Below are 7,686 nucleotides of genomic sequence, written 5' to 3' on the forward strand. Positions count from 1 at the left end.
TCAACCAACAAATTAATTAACTTTTAAAATGCAAAAGAGACTAACTATTATTCTGTTTTTCGTTGTCAGCTTTGCCTACGCACAAAAAAAACCTTTAGATCATACCGTTTATGATACTTGGGAATCAGTAGGTACAAAGCAATTATCAAATAACGGTACTTGGGCAATGTACAGCATCTTACAGCAAGAAGGCGATGCACAGCTATACCTAACCAATATTAAAACCAATGCAAAGCTTACCATTGCAAGGGGAATGAACTCGCAATTTAGCAACGATTCTAAATTTGCGGCTTTCAATATCCGGCCGTTAAATAAAGATTTACGTCAGGCTAAAATTAAAAAGAAAAAGCCCGAGGAATCACCTAAAGACTCATTGGGTATTGCTAACCTTACTACAAATGCAATAACCAAAGTACCAAGGGTAAAATCATTTAAATTTCCGGAAGAAGGTGCTGGTGTATTGGCTTATTTAACTGAAAAGCCAGATACAGCAAAGAAAACAGTAAAACCTGCCGATAAAAAAGATGGAGAGAATGATTTTGCCGATGATGACCCTGCTTCTAAAGCAAAAACGGATGAAGGAACAGATTTAGTAGTAAAAAATCTTTTAACGGGTACAGATAAAACCTACAAATTTGTTACCGATTATTATTTTAGTAAAGATGGTAAACAACTTGTTTTTTCTTGCAGCGGATCAAAAAAAGATAAAACTGCTCCACAAGGTGTATTTTTATTAAATACAGAGAAAGGCACACTTAAAACCTTAATTAAAGGCAAAGGAAGTTTTAAAAATTTCACATTCGATGATGATAGTGAGCATGTAGCTTTTGTGGGCGAACAAAGTCCGGAGAAGCAGGAAATAAAAGATTATAATATTTATTACAACTCTTTAACGCTTGATACTGCACAAATATTGGTTGATTTTGATATGCCAGGTTTGCCAGCAAAATGGTCGGTTAATGGTGATGGAAAAATAACTTTTAGTAAAGATGGAAAAAAACTGTTTTTTGGCATTTCTCCGGTTAAAAAGCCAAAAGATACCACTATTGTAGATTTTGAAGTGGCAAAAGTTGATGTTTGGAATTATAAGGATGATTACTTACAGCCGATGCAGCTTAAAAATGCAGATAGAGATAGTAAGAAAAGCTATTTATCAGTAATTGATGTGTACAGTAGTGATCCTAAAGTAATTCCACTAACAGATTTACAATTGCCCGATGCCAACCCAATTGCAGAAGGCGATGCAGCAATGGTGCTTGCTTCTACTGATTATGGCCACAGAATCGAATCACAATGGAGCGGATCAACTTCAAAAGATTATTATCTGGTTGACACTAAAAACGGACAAAAAAAGAAAATTATCGAAAACCTGAATGGTTACGCATTGGCTTCTCCGGCAGGCAATTACATTTTATACTTTGATAGAAAAGCAGGCAGCTGGAGTACCTATAATGTAGCCACTGGAAAGGTTACCGTTTTAACCGCTGGTTTAAGTGAAAAATTTGTTGATGAAGAAAATGATGTGCCAGATTTACCATCAGCATATGGTTTAGCTACCTGGACGGAAGGCGATAAAGCTGTTTTAATTTATGATAAATATGATATCTGGTCGTTCTCACCTGATGGAAAATCGGCTCCAAAAAACATTACTGCCGGATTTGGAAGGGCAAACAACCTTACTTTCCGCTATGAAAGGGTAACGCAGGATAATAGATTTGAAAGAAATGCCGACAGTAAATTTGTTAAAGCAAACGAATTGGTTTGGTTGGATGGTTTTAATAATGCAACTAAAGAAAATGGTTTTTACCGCACAAACGTAGGTTCTGTTAAAGCACCAGAATTGGTAATAATGGGTAAATTTAAATATTCGAACCTGGTAAAAGCTGAAGATGCAGACGTTTATATTTACGATAAAGCTAATTATGTAGAATCGCCAAATGTTTACGTTACGACTGATTTTAAAACTGAAACCAAATTAAGCAATACCAATCCTCAGCAAAAAAACTACAATTGGGGTACTGCCGAACTGGTTAAATGGACCACTCCAAAAGGTTATAAAGCAGAAGGTATATTGTATAAGCCTGAAAATTTCGATCCCAATAAGAAATACCCAATGATTGCTTATTTCTACGAAAAACTTACTGATGGTTTATATACCTATCAAGCACCTGCTCCTACTCCATCGCGTTTAAATATTTCTTATTTTGTGAGTAACGGATACCTGGTTTTTGCACCTGACATCAGTTATGAAACTGGTCATCCGGGTAAATCTGCTGTAGAGTTTATCAATTCGGGTGTAGAAAGTTTAAAGAAAAACAGTTGGGTAGATGGCAGTAAAATCGGCATCCAGGGTCAAAGCTGGGGCGGCTATCAGGTTGCTTACCTAATTACCCAAAATAACATGTACGCAGCAGCATGGGCGGGTGCGCCTGTAGCCAACATGACTTCTGCTTATGGTGGTATCCGTTGGGAAACCGGGATGAACCGTCAGTTTCAATACGAAAAAACACAAAGCCGTATCGGTGCAACCCTATGGGAAAAACCAGAATTATACATCGAGAACTCTCCGTTATTCATGTTCCCGAAGGTGAATACACCAGTGGTGGTAATGGCCAACGATGCAGATGGAGCTGTGCCTTGGTATCAGGGAATTGAAATGTTTACAGGCTTGCGCCGATTGGGTAAACCAGTTTGGATGCTTAATTACAATGGTGAAGCGCACAATTTAGTGCAACGCCAGAACCGTAAGGATATCCAGATCCGCGAACAACAATTTTTCGATTATTACTTAAAAGGTACAAAAGCTCCTGCATGGATGACAAGCGGGGTTCCTGCTACTGAAAAAGGGAAAACCTGGGGTTTTGAATTAACGGATGATAAACCTTAAATGAGTCTGGAGTGTTGAGTTGGGAGTTTGGAAGCCATGGTGCAGAAGCAACAGTTCATCGCAGATAGATAAAATATTTAAATCCATAATAGATAGCCTAACTTTTTATTATGGATTTTTTCAGTATTAATATTAAAAAGCAGTTATCCCTCTTTAATATTATGGCTATGGGTAATGACTCATAACCCCAACCTCTCAACTCCAAACTCTTTTCTATGATCTTTCGCTTAAAAAAAGTATTTTAACCCCTTCAAAGCAAAACATTAAACATTCCTAATGGCATTAAGCAGAATTTGGTCGGCATTTATTATTGTAGCTATCGTTGTAGCCTGTATTAAATGCTTTTTTCTCGGGCAAAGCGATATTTTTAACTGGATGGTGATCGGTAAATCGTCTGATCCGGCAAATCCATTAAAATTGGATGGCATTATAGAAACCTGCTCTATAGCCGTTAAACTTTGCATCGAATTGGTGGGTACTTTGGCTTTATTTATGGGTTTTATGAGCATTGCCGAAAAAGCAGGAGGAATCCGTTTATTATCTAAAATCATTGCTCCTTTCTTCTCCAAACTGTTTCCTGATATACCAAAAGGTCACCCATCAATGGGACACATGATTATGAATTTTTCTGCCAATTTATTGGGTTTAGATAATGCAGCAACGCCATTCGGAATTAAAGCAATGGAAAGCCTTCAGGAATTGAACCCAAATAAAGATACTGCCAGTAATGCACAAATTATGTTCTTGTGTTTGCATGCGGCTGGATTAAGCTTAATACCGGTGAGTGTTATCGCGATCAGATCTACACAAAATGCTTCTGATCCTACTGATATATTTATTCCTTGCATGATTGTAACCTTTATGGGTACCATGGCTGCTATGCTCATTGTTTCATTTAAACAGAAAATAAATATTTTTCAACCTGCAATCATTACCTGGGTTTTGGGAATCTCGGCTGTAATTGGTGCGCTGGTATGGTATGTAAGTAAATTGAATGCAGAAAGCATAAAATCATTTTCTGGCTTATTAAGTGGCGGTATTATCCTGCTGATTTTTCTACTCATTGTATTGGGTGCACTCTATAAGAAAATTGACGTTTTCGATTCATTTATAGAAGGTGCCAAAGGTGGCTTTGAAACAGCAATAAAAATTATCCCCTACCTTGTGGGCATACTGGTAGCCGTTTGTATGCTAAGAACGAGCGGAACTTTCGATGTAATTATGAACGGAATTAAACAGGCTTTTGTTTTATTCGGCGCTGATACCCGCTTTGTTGATGCCCTTCCTACAGCATTAATCAGACCGTTAAGCGGTGGGGCAGCAAGAGGCATGATGGTAAGTACCATGATCTCTAACGGACCTGATTCATTCGCCAGCAGACTTTCGGGAGTTTTTCAGGGGGCTTCTGATACTACTTTTTATGTAGTAGCCGTATATTTTGGATCAGTTAGTATAAAAAATACCCGTTATGCAATTGGTTCGATGTTATTGGCCGATTTGGTAGGCGTAATTACTGCAATTACAATGGCCTATTTGTTTTGGCCGGGATTAAAATAATTTACTAACGAAAAATCCCTGTCTGATATAACACCAAACAGGGATTTTTTTATGAGCATTAGGTTAAATGTGATTTTAATTTTACGAAACCTGTGGAATTGAAATTCGGTGAATAATTTCGTCGATCGCATCCGGATCGATTGCCACATTTTTAGAGGCACACCATTTTTCACTTTTGTTATCTAACCAGATACAAAAGGAATGATATCCATCTAAAACAACGGCATAAGTTTCATGAAAATCATCTTGAATACGCATGCAAAATCCCTTAAAAATTTTGCCTCTGACAATAAATTGCAAGGTTGAATAATTTTCTAACATGGCTCATTATATTTTTGGTTAAATTACAACAAAATATAAACGAGAATGTTTGGTTAATTTTAACAAATTAATAATTAATTCTTAAATGCCGCTTAATGGCTTAACCTATGTTTAACATGTTGGAATAACCTTTGGCAATTAAACGTTTTTTCGAGGGCAAATATAGCTCACATTGCAGGTTTAGAATGGTGCGTCCTCGCTTTATAATTGAGGTTTCGGCTATTACCTCATCTCCTTCATTTGCAGGTGCAAAATAATCAATATAGTTACTTACAGTAGTATAACGCTCATTTAATCCCATCGTAAATACCGTTGCCCCGATTAAATCATCAATAATACCTGCGGTTACGCCACCGTGCAAAATCTGATAAGGATTAGTCATTTCTTTACGGATGGTATACTGGCAAATTAAAATTCCATTTTCCGCTTTAATTAAAACCGGCGCAAGCCAGTTCATAAAATTAGATGGCGAATCGGAAATTACTTTACCAATTGATTGCCTTAAAATTTTGAGTCGCTTATCGCTTAAAGATTCTTCCATATGATTTGGGATGTATTGAGGGGGTAAAAATAGGGAAAACAGTTGGGAATTGGGGGGGGGTGGAGTTGGGGGTTTGGAGTTGGGAGTTAATAGTTCATGGTTGATGGTTCATAGTTGATGGTTAATGGTTGATAGTTGATGGTTAATAGTTCATTGTTGATGGTTGATAGTTGATAGTTGATAGTTTGATGGTTCATGGTTGGGAGGTTAATAGTTCATGGTTTGATGGTTTGATGGTTCATGGTTGGGAGGTTAATAGTTGATGGTTAATTGTTGATGGTTATAGTTCATGGTTCATGGTTGGTGGTTAGGAGTTTAAAGGGCATGTATCAAATGGGCTTTAATTAACAATCGAGTAAGAAGCAGGGAATTAGTTTCCCTGCTGTCTCCTCACACCACCGTACGTACCGTTCGGTATACGGCGGTTTGTTAGAATAACTTCGTTTGGTGTGATCGAGTAAGAAGCAGGGAATTAGTTTCCCTGCTGTCTCCTCACACCACCGTACGTACCGTTCGGTATACGGCGGTTTGTTAGAATAACTTCGTTTGGTGTGTCGTTTTCCAATAGTAATAATTGGTAAATCCATCAAGTCCATGCCTCAAAAAGAACTTCTTGTCAAGGGTTGTAAGTAATATCGGGCTGTTTGCAGTCCTACAGTACCCCTTACGGGTATTGGCCAATTGATAGGCCCTTGATTTTACCAACCCCATCTTCATTAAATTCCGCGCTCTACCCGTTATACTCTTCCATTGCTTCCAAAGAACAATCCGCAGTCTGGTCCTCATCAACTCGTCCAGTCTGGTCATATGACTCTTTGCTTCTGCAATAGAGAAATAATTAACCCAACCATGAATGATTTCCTTAAGCGTTAATATTCTTTCTTGGAATGGAACTGGTTGGCTACGTTTAGTTTGCTCCCGGATTTTCTCCTTGATCGCTCTTAGAGATTTGGATGAAATTCGCATCTTCCATCCCTCTTTGCTACCATAGAATGAAAACCCGRGCAGACTACTTTGGCTTGGCCTGCTAACCTTACTTTTCTCCCTGTTAACCTTCAGTTTCAGGCAGTCTTCCAGATATACTGAAATACTTCTCATTACCCGGTGTCCTGATTTCCTGCTTCTTAGATAGATACTGCAATCATCAGCATATCGCACGAACCTGTGCCCACGCTCTTCGAGCTTAACATCGAGTTCGTGAAGGATAACATTTGATAGTAACGGACTTAATGGACTGCCTTGTGGCGTTCCTTCTTTTCTTGGGCTGACCAATCCATTCTCCATGATCCCCACACTCAAATAAAGACGRATAAGCTTCAATGTCCGCTTATCCTTTATCTTTACTGACAGCAGATGCATAAGTTTATCATGGTTTACCCGGTCAAAAAATTTGTCCAGGTCAAGTTCCACAATCCAGGTGTAACCTGTGTTAAGATATTCCTGAGCCTTTAACACTGCCTGATGGGCATTGCGATCTGGCCGGAAACCATAACTATCAGAGGAAAAGTCGCCCTCGTACTTGGGGCTCAGCCATTGAGAGATGGCCTGCTGGATCAACCGGTCAATGACCGTTGGGATGCCAAGCATCCTCTTACCACCACTGCCTTTGGGWATCTCTACCTTTCTTACAGCGTTCGGTCGGTAATGGCCTGATAAAATATCACTCCGTAATGCCTGCCAGTTAGCATTCAGGTAGTCGCGAAGTTCATCGGTCTGCATACCATCAATACCACCAGCACCCTTATTGGCAGTAACCTGCCTAAAGGCTCTTTGTACATTTCGGATGTCTAATATTTCTTCAAGCATAATACTAAAAAAAAACTCCTTCCCAGGCATTGTGTACATTGGTTGCACGGCTCGGCTCAGCTCCTCTTATAATTTACTCTCGGATTCCGTCCTACCCTCATATAAGCAGTTCTCTAATGTGGTTCCGCTGTAAACGCTCTGCCATAAACTTCCTGTTTCCTTTGCCATCCTAACATTTGGTCCTTTCTGCATCCGAAAAATGCAGTACTACGACCGCTGCTGACTTCTGATTGAGGCATTTAACATCTCTGCCAAATGTTTCTTCTCCTGTAATCGCGCTTACAATTGACAGAACTCATTCAGATCTCCCGGGGTAAGACAATCTACTTCCTATGGATGTGGCCTCTGTATCTGCGTAATAGTCCCCGTGCAGTATTGGGCTTCTGTTTGTTTCGCAACATCACCCGGACTAAATCCGCCTCGTATACAGTTTCTGTTCGTAAGCCCCCATATTTGCCGCGGACTTCCTTCAGATTCGCAGTCACCCACGACACCCTTGTCTCGAGCTAACACTTCCTACTGCTAAGCGTGTTCGGGACTTGAACCCTATAGTCGATTGCCATGCCCGGCGCAC

The 7,686-nt window shown here is 39.4% G+C and carries 5 protein-coding genes; 2 read left to right on the forward strand and 3 right to left on the reverse strand.

The genetic code is table 11. The features are described from left to right. The first annotated feature begins 28 nt into the window (after positions 1 to 28). Both ASE74_RS17850 and ASE74_RS17855 read left to right on the forward strand, forming a co-directional pair. The gene (locus ASE74_RS17850) at positions 29 to 2,887 is read left to right on the forward strand and encodes a prolyl oligopeptidase family serine peptidase (protein ID WP_055911947.1); all 2,859 of its coding nucleotides are present in this window, start codon (positions 29 to 31) and stop codon (positions 2,885 to 2,887) included. Positions 2,888 to 3,163: 276 nt separating this feature from the next. Continuing rightward, a complete protein-coding gene (locus tag ASE74_RS17855; RefSeq protein ID WP_055911949.1) occupies positions 3,164 to 4,444 on the forward strand; it encodes a nucleoside recognition domain-containing protein in 1,281 nt (426 codons plus the stop codon). An 81-nt stretch (positions 4,445 to 4,525) separates the two neighbouring features. On the opposite strand, the gene ASE74_RS17860 is transcribed toward ASE74_RS17855, so the two are convergent. From ASE74_RS17860 to ltrA, 3 genes are all read right to left on the reverse strand, one after another. Further along, positions 4,526 to 4,765, reverse strand: a complete 240-nt coding sequence (locus tag ASE74_RS17860; RefSeq protein ID WP_055911951.1) for a hypothetical protein — start codon at positions 4,763 to 4,765, stop codon at positions 4,526 to 4,528. Positions 4,766 to 4,865: 100 nt separating this feature from the next. Beyond that, positions 4,866 to 5,306, reverse strand: a complete 441-nt coding sequence (locus ASE74_RS17865; RefSeq protein ID WP_055911954.1) for a PaaI family thioesterase — start codon at positions 5,304 to 5,306, stop codon at positions 4,866 to 4,868. A gap of 531 nt (positions 5,307 to 5,837) precedes the next feature. Next, positions 5,838 to 7,112 (reverse strand): group II intron reverse transcriptase/maturase, encoded by a 1,275-nt coding sequence (gene ltrA, locus ASE74_RS17870; protein ID WP_200912322.1) that lies wholly within the window; start codon positions 7,110 to 7,112, stop codon positions 5,838 to 5,840. Between the last annotated feature and the right edge of the window lie 574 nt (positions 7,113 to 7,686).

The organism is Pedobacter sp. Leaf216 (genome assembly GCF_001421515.1).
In the GTDB taxonomy this organism is placed as follows: Bacteria; Bacteroidota; Bacteroidia; order Sphingobacteriales; family Sphingobacteriaceae; genus Pedobacter.